Below are 16,697 nucleotides of genomic sequence, written 5' to 3' on the forward strand. Positions count from 1 at the left end.
GTAAGCGCACGGTAAGCGTTCAGTAAGTGCTCCTTGACACGATGATTCGCGAAAGCAATCACGTTTTCTGAACTGCCAGATTATTTCTTGGCAGAAAGGAGCACTCATGAACTCGAGTGATTTAGCCGTTGAGGCGCACGGGCTGGTCAAAGTGTTTGGCAGCAACCGCGCGGTGGACAGCGTCGATCTCCAGGTGCAGGCCGGCACGGTCTACGGGGTACTGGGCCCCAACGGCGCCGGAAAATCCACCACGATCAATATCTTGGCAACACTGCTGCACGCTGACGGCGGCGAGGCAAAGATCTTCGGCCACGACGTCCGGAAAGAAGCCCAAGTAGTCCGCCAGCTCATTGGGGTCACGGGGCAGTCCGCCTCGGTCGATGAAAATCTCAGCGCAACCGAGAACTTGCGCCTATTCTCTAAACTCTTGGGACTAACCGGAAAGCAAGCCCGAGTCAAAAGCTCGGAACTGCTCGAGGAGTTCGGTCTCACCGAAGCAGCGAAACGTCCGCTGAAGAATTTTTCCGGCGGCATGCGTCGCCGGCTAGATCTGGCCGCTAGCCTAATTCCCCAACCGCCGCTGATCTTCCTGGACGAACCGACCACCGGCCTGGACCCGCGAACCCGTGCGCAAATGTGGGACACCATTCGCCGACTGGTAGCAAGCGGTTCCACGGTATTGCTCACCACGCAGTATCTCGACGAAGCCGATCAACTCGCGGAACGAATTGCCGTGATTGACCGCGGAAAAGTTACCGCAGAAGGAACCGCCGACCAGCTCAAAGCCTCGGTAGGAAACTCTTCGCTGCTGCTGCGCCTGTAAGACAACAAGGATCTGCCCGCGGCACGGCTATTGATTGAACAGACGCTGGGTGTCAGCGCCATCGTCTCACCCGAGGCTGGCCGGCTCACCGCGCCAATGCAAAGCCCGGATGTGGTGACTGATCTACTGATTGAACTGCGAAGTGCAGCAATCAAGGTCGCCGAGATCTCGGTGCAAAAGCCAAGCTTGGACGAAGTCTTCCTGGCGTTGACCGGGCATGCGGCTACTGAAGATGAAGTACCCGATGACGCTAGCGAGCTGATTGACGGCAACGTGAGCAACATCAGCACAGAAAAGGAAGGCGCACGATGACTGCGATCACCCAAGCACTCAACCCAGCCACTGCGCGGCTGAAGAACCACGTCAGTCTTGGCCAAACAATACGAAACTCCTTCACGATGGCTTGGCGTGGCCTGCTGAAAATCAAACGCACACCGGAACAACTGATCGATGTCACTGTGCAACCGATCCTGTTCACCGTGATGTTTACCTACATTTTCGGTGGCGCAATTTCCGGCAATATTGCGAATTATCTGCCGATTATCATTCCAGGAATCTTGGTTCAGACGGTCATTACGACGTCGGTCGTCACCGGAGTGCAGCTGCGGGAGGACATGGATAAGGGCGTTTTTGATCGCTTCAAGTCGCTGCCGATCGCCCGGATAGCGCCGTTAGCCGGCGCGCTGCTCGCTGACACTATCCGGTACTCGATTGCCACGACGCTCACTTTCGTGACTGGTTTCATCATGGGGTATCGACCGGTGAACTTTGGCGCCGTCGTCGCTTCGGCCGTGCTCGTTATTGCCTGCTCCTGGGCGCTGAGCTGGATCTTCGCGTTCTTCGGCGTCATCGCGCGCAGCGCAAGCAGTGTGCAGGGAATCTCCTTCTTGATTCTGTTCCCGCTGACCTTCTTGTCAAACGCCTTTGTACCAGCAGGCACGATGCCGGATTGGTTGCAGACCTTCGTCAACATCAACCCGGTATCGCATTTAGTTTCCGGTGTTCGGGACCTTTGCAATAATGGCGTTTTCGGTGCTGAGGCGGCCTTTGCCTTGTTGGGTGCCGCCGTCGTCGTGTTGATCTTTGCTCCGCTCACAGTGCGGGCGTATATGCGCAAGGCCTTAGCCTAGATCGCCCTCGATATTGGTTGGAGCCGGAGAAATGTCTCCGGCTCCAACCAATATCGAGGGCGATTTTCGTTTAATCCCGTAACGAAGGATCAGAGAGTAGCTCGAAAACTCGTTGTAGGCTCGCGTCGCTGCTGAAACCTGGTGCCAGCCGCAGCTGAGTTTCGACGGCGGCATCGCCCAAGCGGGATCGGGCTGCAGCTAGGTGCCGTTCCCAGAGCAGGCTGGGAACATCTTGGCGTCCACCGGACATCGTCAGCAGCTCCAGACCCACCGAGGATCTAGGGCTTCCCGACGCTGCGGTTAATGCAGCCCACGATCCGATGGTCATCGCTGAGGTGCCTAAAACTGGTCGATCGGTGAATGATTGGCCGGACATCCGACGCCAGGCGATGGTTCGCAAACGTAGGTGCTTGCACCAATAATCCAAGGTCTGTTGGCGAACCGATACCGACTTGCCATGCTCTAAGTCGTTGAGCAGGTGCGCGCAGATCGCCGCCGCTACCAATACTGGCCCGTAGGGACCGGTCGGTAGCGCTTGGTAAATTTTCGAATCTAAAAGGGTCCGATACGCAGCTAACCTAGCTGCCACTTGTGCGGTGTGCAAATAGATTTCGGCCTGAACGGCAATGCCAATACCGGGCGAATCAAAGAACTGATCGTCATCAAGATTGGCCAATTCCGCCGCGAAGATGTGTTCGGCGGCTTCTAACTGGCCAAGGGAAATGTGATTTGCTGCGATAAGCGCCTGTAGCTGGCGTAAATCAGAAACTGCGTCCAATTCGCTCAGATATTCGACGGCGCGCTCACCCCAGCTCAAAGCCTGTGCATGGTTGGCCCGCTGGGTGAAAAGTTGCGCCAACGACACGGACACCGTGCCCATGGTCCAACCATCATCTAGCTCTTTGCCTAGCCGGAATGCGGTTTGAGCCGCGCTAATCGCCTCAGCAATTCGACCGGAATTTTCCATCAGGAACGATTCAACTAAAAATGCAGTCGAATGCTTCATCTTATGCTGGCTTGCTTTTGCTTGGGCTACCCGTACCGCTAGTTTCTCCGGCGATCCCAAACAGAGCCAGAGCTCGGACATCGTTCGGAGATGTTCGTCCAGTGGGATGTTTCGAGCAAGCAATCGGCGGACCATAGTTCGAGATTTCGCCGAAAGTCGAAGATTTACCATTGCGGTGGTTGCCGAGATGATGGTGACAGCCAACAGCGCTGCCTGGACGTCCTCGTCTTCAACCGGCACGTCACGAATGGATTCCATGACCGCATCCGCGAAGCTGACTACATCTTGGTGCATCGAGCGGATTGACCAATAGTTTCCCAGGAGCGCGAAAAGTGGGAAAACAGTTTTCGTATCGCGTTCGACGATAGCCCGACGCAAAATGAAAATCAGGTTGTCTTGTTCAATCGTGACTTCATGAACGGTCTTCAGCTGCCTTGGGCCATAACTGTTATCGATGCGCTCGGTGCACCAGGAACGCGCCCAGGCGGCCATCTGCGTGGCCACCAAAGTGACTTCGGCTGCCCGGTCCTGTTCGATTGCACCGAACTCGCGAACTGTTTCCAGCATTCGGTAACGCAAATGCGAGCTTTGCTGGTTTTCATAAACCAGCAATAGCAACTGATTGAGCAAAATCTCAATGTCGTCCTCGACAGATTCTAGGTCATCGCGATCTGAACCGGCGACGGCGATCGCGGCTTCAAGCGAAAAGCCACTCGGGAAACTGCACAAACGACGCAATGCAGCTTGTTCGGATTTACCCAGCAAGCTCCAACTCCAGTCGATCACGGCATGCAGGGTACGGACGTTCCGGTGCGGTACGGTCTGTGCCCCGCAGTACGGTCATCATGCTGAAACGTTCGCTGATTCGACTCAGGATTTCTTCGACGTTCATGGTGCGCACGCGCGCAGCCGCGAGTTCTATTGCCATCGGTAAGCCATCCAGTCGGGCGCAGAGCGCAGCAACAGTATCTGCCGGCAGTGCCGCAGAAGGCCGGGCCGCCGTCGCTCGTTCCAGGAACAAGCTGATCGCAGCGGGGGCACCATCAGAGGCTTCGGTGGCCAGCGCCTGCAAGGGATAAACTCGTTCGCCAGCGATTTCTAGCGGTGCTCTGCTGGTGGTCAGCACGTTCAGCCGAGGAACCGAGGCAATCAACTCGGCAATAACGGCTGCCGCAGCTTCAATAACGTGCTCACAGTTGTCCATGAAGAGCAAGGTTCGGCGTTCTAGCAGCGTTTCGACGATTCGTCGTCGAATGTCGACCGGCAGGCTCGTTGGTTTCTGCCGGGGTTCGGTGATGCCCAAGGCCGAAGCAAGCGCAAGCCAGATGTCTTCGCCGTCGCGCACGCTGGCCAGCTCGACGACGATCACCGAGGGCAGCCCAGCGTTAGCTTGGCGCTGGGCGATTTCCATCGCGAGCCGTGTTTTGCCAAGACCTCCGGGGCCAAGGACGGTGGTGACCCTGCTCGTGGCCATAACCTGTTCGAGCCCCACAATATCGCTCTCTCGACCAAGCAATTCGTTCGGTGCTGCACGCAGACCAGAGAGAAATTGGCGTCCGGGTTTGGGCTCTGCGGACGCTTTGGCCTCGGATGAGTCTGGCGAATCGGCGGTCAATAAAGTGGCTTGTAGCGCCGCAGCGGCTGGGCTGGGCGAGCTTCCGAGTTCGTTTCGCAGCGCGCGCCGGAACACTTCGAATCGACTCAGGGGTTCCGCTTCCGCCAGCGGACGAAGCACTTCGATCGCAGCAACTGGCTGACCGGAGTTCAGCAGCGCCTGGCCGTGGAGCTCGCTGAGCTCGGTTTGAAGCCGCCAAGCTTGGCGGCGAAGTTCTTCGACGGCGGGGGAGGGCGAGGCATCGCTAGCGGGATCTCCGGTCCAAAGTTCTAAGGCATTCGACGCCAGCTCAGCAGCTTTGGCCGGATCCGCATCCAGATACTTGAGGGCTTCATGCTGGAGCTGCTCAGCTTGCCAGAGATCAACGGAGGATCGCGGTGCTGTCAATCGGTAGCCGCCGGCGCTGCTGGCTAGCAACTCGGGAGCGAACGATCGAGTGCGTGAGATCAAAGTGTGTAGCGCAGTTTTCGATGATGCTGGTGCATCTAAGCCCCAGACGTCGTCGATGAGCTGTTCCGGGCTCAGTGTCCGTCCGGGGGCCAACGCCAACGCAATGACCAATGACTTAGCACGGGGACCGGGTGGCGTAGAAGTAGAACCGGTTACCGATTCTAAGAGCACAGGTCCCAGCAGACGCAATTGTGCTTGCTGGGGAAGGGGAATGCTCATTCCTCAGATGGTACCGCTTCGGTGGACTTGATGATGCCTAAATCGGGCACAATTTCCCGCATCGTCTTGTTGAAAATTGGGCCAATGCGAATAACAAAATTTGGAATAGACCGAGTGGGGACTCGTTTAGCCTGTTCACCAAGTCTGGACTTGAGCAATAGACCGATTTACTTCATGGTGATCCCCTTACCACGACCAATGATGAACCGTTCGACAGCAGGCTCGGGGGCATCGCTAACAGATGAGCCTCGGCTAGATCTCGAACATCTATGATTGGCGTCCAGAAATCCGGGTGGCTAGGCAAATCGCCAGCAAGAATCCGGCGAATGAGTTCGTTGCTGCCAGAGACGTTCGAGCCCATCAACGGTCCGAGCACAGCGACCGGATTTACCGTAGTGAGTTCGATGGTGATTAACTTGCGGAGGTCTGGGCTGCCTCACGCGCCAAAAGGCTCCGCTTAACTGCGACACCCCAACGGAATCCGCCCAGGGTTCCGTCTGTTCGGACTATTCGGTGGCATGGCACGAAGAGGGCAACGGCATTATTTGCACAGGCGCTCGCTGCTGCTCGGGCTGCTTGCGGATTTCCGGCTAGCTCTGCGTATTGACGGTACGTTACTGGCTCACCGGCCGGAATCTGACGCAGAATCTCCCAAGCATGACTCCGGAACGGACCGGATTTCTGTTGCACCGCGATGGTGCCGATCGTGTAAAAGTCGCCTGCGTAGTAATCAGCCACTGTGGCCGCAATATCGGCATCTGGGGCAGAATCGACAATCGTCGTGGGGCGCAAGGTTGGGTGAATTTGGGCCGCGAGATCCGCCCTAGATTCTGTCCATCCAGCGGAAATTACTACGGCTTGTTCAGTTGACTCTGGATTGTCGGCTGCCGTGATCACACTAAACGGGCCGTCGGGGGTATCGACCGTAAAGAATGTAGCTTTCATGCGGAGGGTTCCTTCTGCTGCTGTTTTTTGACCGAGGTGGATCTTTTGACGGAAGTGGATGCTGAGCGCCAAAAGTGCACGGTTGCGTAAGACCGCCACGGACTCATCGCCACCGTTTGTTCTGGATTCAGATCCAAGGCGGCCATTCCCTTACGAACAGCTACATCGTTATCGAGGAAGATGTCGGTGGCGCCAAGTAGCCGCATCCCGAGGTAATTCACCGTCCACGGTCCAATGCCGTTGAGCGGGAGCAGCTTGGTGCGCAATGCTGCCATATCGTCTTCGACGCCAATTTTTAGGCCTGAATCCAAAGCGGCCATCACGTTGAGAATTGACTCAATACGCCGTTGTGGGCCGCGCAGTACTTCTGCACCACGAGCGGCAATTTGGCCCGCGCTGGGGAAGATTCGGTTCAAACCGGAAATTGAAGTTTCTATCGGAGTGCCCAGAGTTGCTAGTTGATGGAGCTGCCCGCGGGCTGCGACGACGGTGATCTGTTGGCCAACCATGGCACGCAGTAGCATTTCCGCGGCGTCTAGGGCTCCGGGCAACCGGATGCCAGGCACTGAGTCAATGCTTCCTGTCATGAAGGGGCGCAAAGTATCATCGACGGCGATCGGATCCGCATCCAAATCAAAAACTCGACGGACTCTACTCAAGAGTGTTGGTAGATCCTTGAGATCTTCAATGGTGGCGTTTAAACGTAAATGGTTGGTGGCGTGTGCGCGCTCCGCCGGACTGAGCTCCTCGGGCAGCTCGGGCGGGCGCACCGTGATAGTCGCGGTGCCGTGCGGAAGCCTTACGGTACGTGCATAGCTTGCTGTCTCAGCTTTTTCGACGCCGTCTACCGCCCGGGCGGCAAGAAACGCGAAAATTCCGTGGTCGTAGGGTGGACGCAGTGGCAACCGCAAACTGAGCGAGGTTCCACCAATGCTGCTGGGGATGGCGGAAGCAGATTGTGTGCCGCTGCGTTTTAGCGAACTAGCGCGCAGTTGGCTGGGTGTTAGGTCAAATACTTGTTGCACGGTCTCATTGAACTGCCGGATCGAAGAGAAACCTGAAGCAAAGGCAATATCCGCGAACTTCATCCGGGTTGAGGTCAAGAGCGCTCGGGCAGTCTGTGCTCTGGCCGCGCGAGCCAGCGAGAGCGGTCCAGCACCCAATTCGGCGATCAGGATCCGGTTCAGTTGACGCACTGAATATCCCAATTGCCCGGCTAGCGGGTCGACGCCGCTGCGATTCACCACGCCGTCGGAAATTAGTCGCATAGCGCGCGCGGCAAGATCAGGAGCGCAAATTCCATCCCGGTGTGCCGGGCACAGCTTCTGGTAGGCAGCGTTTGCAGGCGTGGTAACCGGCCCCGTGGGCAGCGGCGCTGGTGGGGTAAAAGCGGACGTTTTCGGGCCGGGGCGTTCTCGCAGGGCAAGAGGGCCTGCAGCAGATACCAGTTGAGCTCACTGCGGTATAAAACTGGCCGTCAAAACGCGCGTCCCTTGCGTCGATTGCCCGATAGCACTGTTCGAAGTCCAGGCCACAATTCTGCCAGCGCAACACACCGGAAACTAGCGAAAATCGGACATAGTGATGCGTCGATCATTTCTTGCCGCGCCCGCAGGCACTGTCAATGCTCGACCCCGCATGACAGGATGGCTGCATGAAGATTGTTATTGCGGGCGGACATGGCCAGATTGCACTTTTCCTCGGCGAGAAATTGGCCGCAGCAGGTCATGAAGCGCAAGGTCTGATTCGGAAGCCGGAACAACAGCAAGATCTGAGTTCGCGCGGAATCGTTCCGGTGCTGCTCGATCTGGAGAATTCTTCGGTGGACGAGGTAGCAGCCGCGTTGGCCGGCGTGGATACGGTGGTATTCGCTGCTGGTGCCGGACCAGATAGTGGCCCAGAACGTAAAGACACAGTCGATCGAGCTGGTTCGGTGTTGTTGGCGGATGCTGCTGAACGCGCCGGAGTGGCACGGTTTGTGCAGATTTCTTCTATGGGCGCAGATTCGGTTCGCGACGGTGCCCGGCCGGACGGACTAGACGATGATTTTTATGCTTATTTGCTTGCCAAGCTAGCCGCTGAAGATGATCTCAGTGCACGACATGGTTTGGACTGGACCATTGTGCGGCCGGGGCGATTGACCAACGATGAACCCACCGGGTTAGTAGCGCTGGCTCCTAACACCGGCCGCGGCGCGATTCCGCGTGCTGACGTTGCGGCAGTGCTAGTGGAGCTTATCAGCGCTTCTGCTGGCTCACGGCAAATTTTGGAGCTAATTTCCGGTGACGACGCGGTTTCGACAGCTGTGGCGGCACTTTTCCACCGATGAGTCTTGCTGAACTGTTGCAGCAGGATGCACTGACAGTAGCTCCGCAGCTGCTGGGTGCAAAGCTGACTAGTAGCTTTGGTGGGGCAGGCCCAGTCACGGTTCGGTTGACCGAGGTGGAAGCATATCTTGGTACCTCAGACCCGGGCTCGCATGCGTATAACGGGCCCACGCCGCGTACCGAGATCATGTTTGCGGAGCCAGGCTTCATTTACGTCTACTTCACTGACGGCATTCACTCTTGCGCCAATATTATCTGTTCGCCAGCGGGCACTGCCTCGGGGGTGCTCTTGCGAGCGGGGGAAATTCTCGACGGCGTCGAGCTGGCACGGTATCGCAGGCTCGCAACCAAAAATGATCGCGACCTTGCCTCAGGGCCAGCCAGATTGGCTCAGGCATTGGGTCTGGACCGAAAAGCTAATGGCGCAAAGCTCTTTGCCGCGGATTCCATGCGTCTTCCAGCAGAAGCCCTCAGCTTGGAATTGGCACCGTTGCAGTCAAGGGAAGAGATTGCTAGCGGACTGCGAATAGGCGTTAGTGGCCTTGGCGGTGGCGCAGCTTATCCATGGCGCTACTGGATCGACGGCAACAAAACGGTGTCTAGATACAAGGCAGCGGTGCCCGGAAAAATCCAGGACACCGCTGAAAGGTGCTTGATTGCTCTGATTCGATATCAGCCTGACGGCCTAGTCGAACCAGACTGAGGGTCTACGGGCAGTAGACGGTAACAATGATCCGTGGCGGCGGTGCGCAAACCCACGGCTTCGGTGCCGGGTCTCCCGCAGCACAGGCAGGCTGTGCGCCATCGGTGCCAGATTCATTGAGCGTTGCGCCAGCCAACGGCGTAGCGCCGCAGGGTCAACTTGTGGCTTGCGCGGGGGTCGCTACAAAGAGCGCCATCCCCGCGAGACAAAGCACTGCACCCAATGATGCAAGTCGCTTCAGCAGCTTCATAGAATTTCCTTTCAGTGACGCCGCCCTACTCGTGCAGGCATCGGCCTGAGCTTAGGCTAGCCCACCCTCGGTGATATGACCAGCGTCACGTTGTTTTATCGTGCTTTATTGCGCGATTCAGCTGCTCGAGGTGCGGCGCTCTAAGCTATTGGAGGTTGTTATTGGACTCCATAAACAACTCAGGTAAAACAACGGGCAAAACCACGCAGGCAAGTTGAGAGGCCAACATGGGGATTCATGCTGAGCAACCCAAAGAATCTATTGAAGAGCAGATCCAACGGCTGTGCGCTACTGTGCCGGACTATCCAGAACCGGGTATTACTTTCCGCGATCTGACGCCGGTCTTTGCTGACGGCGCCGCGTTACGAGCGGTAGTAGATGCCTTGGTCGAGCCTTTCGCTGGCCAGTTCGACGCGGTGGCCGGCGTCGAAGCCCGCGGATTTTTGCTTGCCGCGGCCGCAGCCTACGCCACCGGAACGGGTGTGATCACCGTGCGCAAGGCAGGAAAGTTGCCCCGCGCGGTTTATACCGAGCATTACAGCCTGGAATACGGAACTGCCGCACTGGAATTGCATCGCGATGACCTTCCGGCAGGAAGCCGGGTACTCATCCTTGACGATGTACTGGCTACCGGTGGCACCTTGGCTGCGACGTCAAAACTATTTGCCAAAGCCGGAGTCAACGTCGCCGGTTACGGCGTAGTGCTTGAATTGGCGGAATTACATGGTCGAGAAGCTCTTGCTGGTCACCAGATTCGATCTTTGGTCCGGCTGTAACGGCAGTTGCCTCGGTAGTTTCTTGTTGTTTCATTTCAGTTCATACAAATAGTTGTATAATAGACGGTCTGCTGGCTGAAAGGATGCCCAAATGCTGGAGGCCGAATCAACGCGTCGTCCTGATGAAACAGGACATGAAGAGTTGGCCCATGAACGCGACTATGTTGCGGGACTGTATGGTCGGCTGGACCAGCTGCGTCGCGAAAAAGTAGATCAGCTGGCTGAAGTCCGGCGCAATACTGCCGTGGGTTCGCATCAAAACCGTTCTGAGCGGGATGCTTTCGCCACGCTTTACGAAGATCGACTGGCGCAACTCGACGCAGTTGATGAGCGGCTTGTTTTCGGCAGGCTTGATCTGGATTCTGGCGAGGAGCGGTATATCGGCAGAATTGGTCTTTCGACTGATGATCTACGGCAGCTGATGGTTGATTGGCGGGCGCCTGAGGCTGGAACCTTTTACCAAGCCACAGCATTTGAGCGTCAAGGCGTCCGACGGCGCAGGCATCTGATTCTGCAGCATCGGCAAGTAAAAGCCATTGAAGACGATGTGCTTGACCCGAGCATGCTCAGCGAAGCGGGGGCGTTGCAAGGAGAAGGCACGTTGTTGGCGGCCTTGAACTCCAAACGAACCGGCCGGATGAGCGACATCGTGGGCACGATTCAAGCAGAGCAAGACCGAATCATTCGTTCACCACTTTCCGGCGCTCTGGTAGTGCAGGGCGGCCCGGGTACCGGAAAAACTGCGGTTGCTTTGCATCGTGCGGCATATCTGCTTTACACACACCGCGACCGGCTTAAGTCTGCCGGCGTCTTGCTGGTGGGGCCGTCGTCGTCCTTTATGACTTATATCGAAAGAGTCCTGCCTTCTTTGGGCGAAACCGGCGTAGTAATGGCCAATGTGGGCCGACTAATGCCTGGTATCAACGCGGTCACCGATCCGGACTCAACTGTGGCCGAGATTAAAGGTCGCGCGGTGCTTGCTCAAGTTATTGCTCGGGCAGTGGCCAATAGACAACGAGTACCAGCGCAAGATCGAATTCTCGACATCGAGGGGCAAAAAGTAACGCTGACTCCCAAACAGGTACGGCGGGCTCGTGACAAAGCTCGGGCAACCGGTAAGCCGCACAACGAAGCGCGACTGACTTTCGTGAAAATTCTGTTGCGTGAATTGACCGAGCAACTGACCGAAATTGTCGAGGGTAACTCGATTGGCAATAGCGCGGACCGGTCTTATTTAGCGGAAGAAGTTCGGGCATCGCGAGACGTACGGATTGCCTTGAATCTTGCCTGGATGCCAATGTCGCCAGAAAAGCTAGTTTCGGAACTGTTTGCTAAACCGGCCTTACTTGAGGCTGCCGCGCCAGAATTGGCCGCGGAGGAACGTGAAGCCTTGTACCGTGAGGCGGATTCAGCTTGGACCGAATCCGATGTGCCGCTGCTAGACGAAGCTGCCGAACTTTTGGGCGAATTAGATGCCTCAGGCGGACGTGACTCGGCGGCCAAGGAATCCGAGCGGCGTCGAGACATTGCCAACGCCGAACGCACCTTGGAAAACGTGCACCAGAGTTTGGAAGACGTTGGCGTCAACGGCGTCTTGACGGCGGCGGATCTAGCCGAGCACAACTCGGTTCAAGAAGACCGTTATACCGCAGCCGAGCGAGCAGTCACCGATCGAACCTGGGCTTTCGGCCACGTGGTGGTTGATGAAGCTCAAGAACTTTCTGCAATGCAATGGCGGTTGTTGGTCCGGCGTTGTCCCATGAAGTCGTTCACGATCGTGGGGGATATTGCACAGACCTCTGCGGCTGCCGGCGCTTCTTCCTGGCAGCAAGCCCTTGCTCCGCACTTTGGCGATCGCTGGCAACTTGAAGAACTCACCGTTAACTACCGAACGCCAGCCCAGATTGCCGAAGCCGCCGTCCGGATGGCTAATGCAGCTGGTCAAGCCGTTTCGGCGCCAAAAGCGGTTCGGGACGGGCACTGGCCGCCGATTATTGATCGCGTTTCGGACCTAAGCGCAGCTCTTGTTAACGCAATGCCTGAAGAACTTTCCGCGGTCGACGGCGGTTTGATTGCTGTCATTGCGGCACCGCAACGGGTTCGTGGCTTAGCTGCTGCCTTGCGCGAGCAATTTGGTCGGCGAGTAGGCCACGGTGCCGGTTCGCTCGAACAAGATATTGTCGTGATCGATCCGCACGATGCCAAAGGGCTCGAGTTCGATGGTGTGGTCATTGTGGAACCGTCTGAACTGGTATCCGCCGGCCGCGTGGGCGATCTCTATGTTTCAATGACCCGACCCACCCAACGGCTTCGGTTATTGACAACGGGCGAGCTCCCCGCAGGCATCGAAGTTTAGAACCTCTTGCCAGTTTGGCCTCAGTTCCTGCGCATACTTGTTGTTCTCTACTAGGTCGCTGTTACGGTTGTTTTGTGTCGCATGCAACCGAATCCACTGAGTCAACAGTGCAGAAAATTACCGGGCAAAAAAATGACGAAAGCTTTGCCAACGTTTGGCAAGAACTGCTTTGGCGCGGCCTGGTGCAAGTCTCGACCGATCAAGCTGAACTTGAAAAAGCGCTGAGCACGGAAACCGTCACCTATTACTGTGGCTTTGATCCGACCGCAGCAAGCTTGCATCTGGGTCACCTGGTTCAATTGCTGCTCATGCGGCGATTGCAACTTGCTGGTCACAAACCTTTGGCACTAGTCGGTGGGTCTACCGGCTTGATTGGTGATCCGCGCCCCACAACCGAGCGTTCGATGCAGACTAAAGAGCAAGTTGCTGAATGGGTAGCTGATATTCAGGCCCAGGTGCAGCCGTTCCTTTCCTTTGAGGGTGAGAACGCGGCTCGTATGGTGAACAACTTGGACTGGACGGCGCCCATGAGCGCCATCGATTTCCTTCGCGAGATCGGTAAGCATTACCGGGTGGGCACCATGATCAAAAAAGACATCGTGGCCTCGCGCTTGAACTCTGATGAAGGTATTTCTTACGCAGAATTCAGCTACCAGATTCTGCAGGGATTAGATTTCTTGTCCCTCTACCGGCAGTACGGCTGCACGCTGCAGTCTGGCGGTTCCGATCAGTGGGGGAATCTAACCTCTGGTACCGAGTTGATTCGCAAAGCCGAAGGAGGAGCGGTTCATGCAATCGGTACCCCGCTCATCACTAATTCTGATGGCACGAAATTTGGTAAAAGCGAAGGTAACGCTATTTGGCTTAATCCTGCGATGACTAGCCCTTACGAGTTTTACCAATTCTGGCTCAATACTGCAGATTCCGACGTCGTCGAACGTTTGAAGATTTTTACCTTCCGCTCTCGTGCGGAAATTGCTGAGCTAGAAAAGGCAACTGCCGAGCGGCCGCATGAACGGACAGCGCAAAAGGCACTTGCCTGGGAAGTTAATTCTCTCGTGCATGGAATTACCGCCACGGAAAAAGTTATTGCCGCTTCCGCAGCGATATTTGGAAATGGCGAACTTTCTGAGCTAGACGAAGCTACCTTAAGTGCTGCTACTGCCGAGCTGCCCAGAGCAACGGTGCCGGCCTCAACTTTAGGCATTGTCGAATTACTTGTTGCTACTGGTTTGGTAGAAAGTAATTCAGCAGCCCGGCGCACGATCAGTGACGGTGGTGCTTATGTCAACAACACTAAGATCCTCGATGCAGAATATGTGATCGAGAGCACATTGCTATTGCATGGGCGTTACCTCTTATTGCGCCGAGGCAAACGGACCATGGCGATGGTTGAGGTTGAAGCTAGCTAACTGCTGGCTCCGCGGCAACGAATTCGCGGTATGAAGCAGATAATTCCAAATAGTTCCCTGTGATAGCGCGCCTGACGGCGGCAGTAGGCACCCAGGTGCCGGGCCGACGTCGGGCGCGTTTGGTATTTCCTGCGGTTGGTCGAGCGGCGAATTCGGTAGCAAATCCGCTGAAAATAAGGGCTCAGATAAGGGTCGATTAGGCCGATTTGCGCGACTGCCAATCTGCCTGTAATATTTTCTGAGTCGCCCGCTGAGGGGTACGGATACAACGGCCTGGAACATGGCCGAGTAACCTGACAGAGCGGAGGCCAAACCCCTTCTAAATTGAGTTGCGATTCTACGTGTGGCATTACGGCCAAAACTAGATGAGCTTTATTTTTGGTGGGATCATTTATTAATTTCAAGTAAATTCCGATGAAAATCGCGGATTTGACAAGAAAGAAATGAATGAAATAAGCTAGTAACAACGCAGCAAGTGAAAACTTAAAGATAAAGAAAGTAAACAATTACTTTCAAATGTATTTGGAGAATTACTTGAATGCGCCTGTTGTTTGAGAACTCAATAGTGTGTTTTGTTTTTTGTTGATACCAAAGTTGTTTTGTTTTTTGGTATTTGCTCATGGGTGCCACACCCCGTGTGGTGGCTTGTGGGTTGATGCTGGGAAAGAGTTTTTTTGTAATGAATTTTACGGAGAGTTTGATTCTGGCTCAGGATGAACGCTGGCGGCGTGCTTAACACATGCAAGTCGAACGATGAAGCGGTGCTTGCGCCGTGGATTAGTGGCGAACGGGTGAGTAATACGTGAGTAACCTGCCCTTGACTTCGGGATAAGCCTGGGAAACTGGGTCTAATACTGGATACGACCTATCACCGCATGGTGTGTAGGTGGAAAGTTTTTTGCGGTTTTGGATGGACTCGCGGCCTATCAGCTTGTTGGTGAGGTAATAGCTAACCAAGGCGACGACGGGTAGCCGGCCTGAGAGGGTGACCGGCCACACTGGGACTGAGACACGGCCCAGACTCCTACGGGAGGCAGCAGTGGGGAATATTGCACAATGGGCGAAAGCCTGATGCAGCGACGCCGCGTGAGGGATGACGGCCTTCGGGTTGTAAACCTCTTTCAGTAGGGAACAAGACATCATTTTTGTGGTGTTGAGGGTACTTGCAGAAGAAGCACCGGCTAACTACGTGCCAGCAGCCGCGGTAATACGTAGGGTGCAAGCGTTATCCGGAATTATTGGGCGTAAAGAGCTCGTAGGCGGTTTGTCGCGTCTGCCGTGAAAGTCCGGGGCTCAACTCCGGATCTGCGGTGGGTACGGGCAGACTAGAGTGATGTAGGGGAGACTGGAATTCCTGGTGTAGCGGTGGAATGCGCAGATATCAGGAGGAACACCGATGGCGAAGGCAGGTCTCTGGGCATTAACTGACGCTGAGGAGCGAAAGCATGGGGAGCGAACAGGATTAGATACCCTGGTAGTCCATGCCGTAAACGTTGGGCACTAGGTGTGGGGGACATTCCACGTTCTCCGCGCCGTAGCTAACGCATTAAGTGCCCCGCCTGGGGAGTACGGCCGCAAGGCTAAAACTCAAAGAAATTGACGGGGGCCCGCACAAGCGGCGGAGCATGCGGATTAATTCGATGCAACGCGAAGAACCTTACCAAGGCTTGACATGGATTAGAAAAGTGCAGAAATGTACTCCCCCTTTTGGGTTGGTTCACAGGTGGTGCATGGTTGTCGTCAGCTCGTGTCGTGAGATGTTGGGTTAAGTCCCGCAACGAGCGCAACCCTCGTTCTATGTTGCCAGCACGTTATGGTGGGGACTCATAGGAGACTGCCGGGGTCAACTCGGAGGAAGGTGGGGATGACGTCAAATCATCATGCCCCTTATGTCTTGGGCTTCACGCATGCTACAATGGCCGGTACAAAGGGTTGCGATACTGTGAGGTGGAGCTAATCCCAAAAAGCCGGTCTCAGTTCGGATTGGGGTCTGCAACTCGACCCCATGAAGTCGGAGTCGCTAGTAATCGCAGATCAGCAACGCTGCGGTGAATACGTTCCCGGGCCTTGTACACACCGCCCGTCAAGTCACGAAAGTTGGTAACACCCGAAGCCGGTGGCCTAACCCTTTTGGGAGGGAACCGTCGAAGGTGGGACTGGCGATTGGGACTAAGTCGTAACAAGGTAGCCGTACCGGAAGGTGCGGCTGGATCACCTCCTTTCTAAGGAGCACCAAACACTTGATCAGTTTCCGCATGGTTTCTGGTGTGAGTGTGAGGAGTTAAATCCCATTGCGAGAACATTCGTTTCTCGGTGGGTGCTCAAGGGTGGAATATCAACAAATTTATGCTGAAGTGCTGGTTTTCTGGTGCGGAGGTGTTGTCGCTGGTTCTGTTCTCGGATTGTTGGTTGAGTACGCTGTTTCCTTCGGGGAGTGGTTGGAAAGATTCGATGGTTTGGGAGGTTCTGGTGGGTACAAAACACACTGTTGGGTCCTGAGATAACAGGCGCTCTGCTGATTCTGGTACTGACTTTTGGTTGGTGTTGGAGGTCGGTGGGGTGTGTTTGTTGTTTCTGGTTTCCCTTCTTACTAATCAATCCTTTTCCGTTTGTTCGGTGGGTTGTGTGTGGGAGTGGGTGTTGTTGTTTGAGAACTGTATAGTGGACGCGAGCATCTTAAGAACA

Annotated in this window: 9 protein-coding genes, 1 rRNA gene and 2 pseudogenes; 8 read left to right on the forward strand and 4 right to left on the reverse strand. The window is 55.7% G+C overall.

Features of this window, described 5'->3' with window-relative positions:
* Positions 1-106: 106 nt before the first annotated feature.
* A pseudogene (locus RSAL33209_RS03370) lies at positions 107-1,135 on the forward strand (ATP-binding cassette domain-containing protein).
* Complete coding sequence (locus RSAL33209_RS03375; protein ID WP_012244233.1) at positions 1,132-1,953, forward strand: ABC transporter permease; 822 nt, start codon at positions 1,132-1,134, stop codon at positions 1,951-1,953. Before RSAL33209_RS03370 ends, RSAL33209_RS03375 begins: the two are co-directional and overlap by 4 nt.
* Before the next feature lie 70 nt (positions 1,954-2,023).
* Here RSAL33209_RS03375 and RSAL33209_RS03380 read toward each other — a convergent pair whose 3' ends face one another.
* The 4 genes and pseudogenes from RSAL33209_RS03380 to RSAL33209_RS03400 all read right to left on the reverse strand — a co-directional run bounded on the left by RSAL33209_RS03380 (position 2,024) and on the right by RSAL33209_RS03400 (position 7,718).
* Positions 2,024-3,724: a hypothetical protein gene (locus tag RSAL33209_RS03380; RefSeq protein ID WP_041684380.1), complete on the reverse strand. Its 1,701-nt coding sequence runs from the start codon at positions 3,722-3,724 to the stop codon at positions 2,024-2,026.
* Positions 3,714-5,243, reverse strand: coding sequence for an AfsR/SARP family transcriptional regulator (locus tag RSAL33209_RS03385; RefSeq protein WP_012244235.1), 1,530 nt, complete (start codon positions 5,241-5,243; stop codon positions 3,714-3,716). The genes RSAL33209_RS03380 and RSAL33209_RS03385 overlap by 11 nt, the downstream gene beginning before the upstream one ends.
* Positions 5,244-5,654: 411 nt before the next feature.
* Positions 5,655-6,188 carry a methylated-DNA--[protein]-cysteine S-methyltransferase gene (locus tag RSAL33209_RS03395; RefSeq protein WP_012244238.1) on the reverse strand — a complete coding sequence of 178 codons (534 nt, stop codon included), beginning with the start codon at positions 6,186-6,188 and terminating at the stop codon, positions 5,655-5,657.
* Positions 6,185-7,718, reverse strand: a pseudogene (locus RSAL33209_RS03400) (DNA-3-methyladenine glycosylase 2 family protein). Before RSAL33209_RS03400 ends, RSAL33209_RS03395 begins: the two are co-directional and overlap by 4 nt.
* Before the next feature lie 124 nt (positions 7,719-7,842).
* Between RSAL33209_RS03400 and RSAL33209_RS03405 the strand changes: the two are divergent.
* The 6 genes from RSAL33209_RS03405 (at position 7,843) to RSAL33209_RS03435 (ending at position 16,234) form a co-directional block, all read left to right on the forward strand.
* A complete protein-coding gene (locus RSAL33209_RS03405; RefSeq protein WP_012244241.1) occupies positions 7,843-8,517 on the forward strand; it encodes an SDR family oxidoreductase in 675 nt (224 codons plus the stop codon).
* A complete protein-coding gene (locus RSAL33209_RS03410; protein ID WP_012244242.1) occupies positions 8,514-9,218 on the forward strand; it encodes a DNA-3-methyladenine glycosylase in 705 nt (234 codons plus the stop codon). The genes RSAL33209_RS03405 and RSAL33209_RS03410 overlap by 4 nt, the downstream gene beginning before the upstream one ends.
* 477 nt (positions 9,219-9,695) lie before the next feature.
* Positions 9,696-10,244: an adenine phosphoribosyltransferase gene (locus RSAL33209_RS03420; protein ID WP_012244244.1), complete on the forward strand. Its 549-nt coding sequence runs from the start codon at positions 9,696-9,698 to the stop codon at positions 10,242-10,244.
* A 91-nt stretch (positions 10,245-10,335) separates the two neighbouring features.
* Positions 10,336-12,600 (forward strand): HelD family protein, encoded by a 2,265-nt coding sequence (locus RSAL33209_RS03425; RefSeq protein WP_012244245.1) that lies wholly within the window; start codon positions 10,336-10,338, stop codon positions 12,598-12,600.
* Positions 12,601-12,674: 74 nt separating this feature from the next.
* Complete coding sequence (gene tyrS / locus RSAL33209_RS03430) at positions 12,675-14,012, forward strand: tyrosine--tRNA ligase (RefSeq protein WP_233494264.1); 1,338 nt, start codon at positions 12,675-12,677, stop codon at positions 14,010-14,012.
* 685 nt (positions 14,013-14,697) lie between these two features.
* Positions 14,698-16,234: ribosomal RNA gene (locus RSAL33209_RS03435) — 16S ribosomal RNA — on the forward strand.
* Positions 16,235-16,697 lie beyond the last annotated feature (463 nt).

The sequence above is a fragment of the Renibacterium salmoninarum ATCC 33209 genome, assembly GCF_000018885.1.
Taxonomy (GTDB): Bacteria; Actinomycetota; Actinomycetes; order Actinomycetales; family Micrococcaceae; genus Renibacterium; species Renibacterium salmoninarum.

Excerpts from the sequence above, each read along its gene's own strand:
- RSAL33209_RS03375 (WP_012244233.1), top strand. The coding sequence starts at position 1,132 with ATGACTGCGATCACCCAAGCACTCAACCCAGCCACTGCGCGGCTGAAG.
- RSAL33209_RS03385 (WP_012244235.1), bottom strand. The coding sequence starts at position 5,243 with ATGAGCATTCCCCTTCCCCAGCAAGCACAATTGCGTCTGCTGGGACCT.
- RSAL33209_RS03395 (WP_012244238.1), bottom strand. The coding sequence starts at position 6,188 with ATGAAAGCTACATTCTTTACGGTCGATACCCCCGACGGCCCGTTTAGT.
- RSAL33209_RS03405 (WP_012244241.1), top strand. The coding sequence starts at position 7,843 with ATGAAGATTGTTATTGCGGGCGGACATGGCCAGATTGCACTTTTCCTC.
- RSAL33209_RS03410 (WP_012244242.1), top strand. The coding sequence starts at position 8,514 with ATGAGTCTTGCTGAACTGTTGCAGCAGGATGCACTGACAGTAGCTCCG.
- RSAL33209_RS03420 (WP_012244244.1), top strand. The coding sequence starts at position 9,696 with ATGGGGATTCATGCTGAGCAACCCAAAGAATCTATTGAAGAGCAGATC.
- RSAL33209_RS03425 (WP_012244245.1), top strand. The coding sequence starts at position 10,336 with ATGCTGGAGGCCGAATCAACGCGTCGTCCTGATGAAACAGGACATGAA.